1 protein-coding gene is annotated in these 592 nt (G+C 45.4%); it reads right to left on the bottom strand.

What is annotated here, in order from left to right:
• Positions 1–592 (bottom strand): FIDD domain-containing protein (locus tag IEV72_RS13590; protein WP_188459663.1); only part of this gene is annotated, 592 nt, incomplete at both ends.

Genomic DNA, 592 nt, shown 5'->3' with positions numbered 1-592 from the left:
CGTAGCTACTTCTTGGTTGTCGGCTTGGTCTGCATTATTTTGTTGCTCATCGGCACATACTACTATTGGGGTGAGTTCTTCATCCGTGATCTCGGGTCTAGGCTCAATGGTAATTTCTACTTCAGCGATGTTATCAATGTTGTAGCATCCGGTTACGATATGCGTTACTCTTAAGTACAGGATTTGTCCGTTGGTAGCTTGGTATCCTTCGCCTAAAGCGTTTGTGTTTGCTTCGGCATTGTCTTCACTTAAGTGGAAGCTGTATTCGTAATTGGCTTGGTCTTGGTTTTCATTGGCTGGGTCGAGTACAGGAATAATTTCCGATGGACTGCCATTGGTTGCATCGTACAAACTAAAAGCGATTTCTTCTGCACTAGGCAATTGCGTAGGCTCGCCTTCGCATAGAGTATAACCAAAAGGTTCTCCGGCGGGATTGAGCTCTGGATTGGGTTCGACGATGATTTCAATTGGGGTGATGGTTGAACAGAAGTTGCCTTGGGCGTTACTGTCTAGTCTTAACCAAACCACTTGGGTGTTGGTTGGGAAGAAGTCTTCGTCTACTTCATTTAAACTCGGATCGTTGACATAGGCG

The organism is Psychroflexus planctonicus (assembly GCF_014640195.1).
Classification (GTDB): Bacteria; Bacteroidota; Bacteroidia; order Flavobacteriales; family Flavobacteriaceae; genus Psychroflexus; species Psychroflexus planctonicus.
This window is presented reverse-complemented; position numbering and strand designations above follow the sequence as displayed.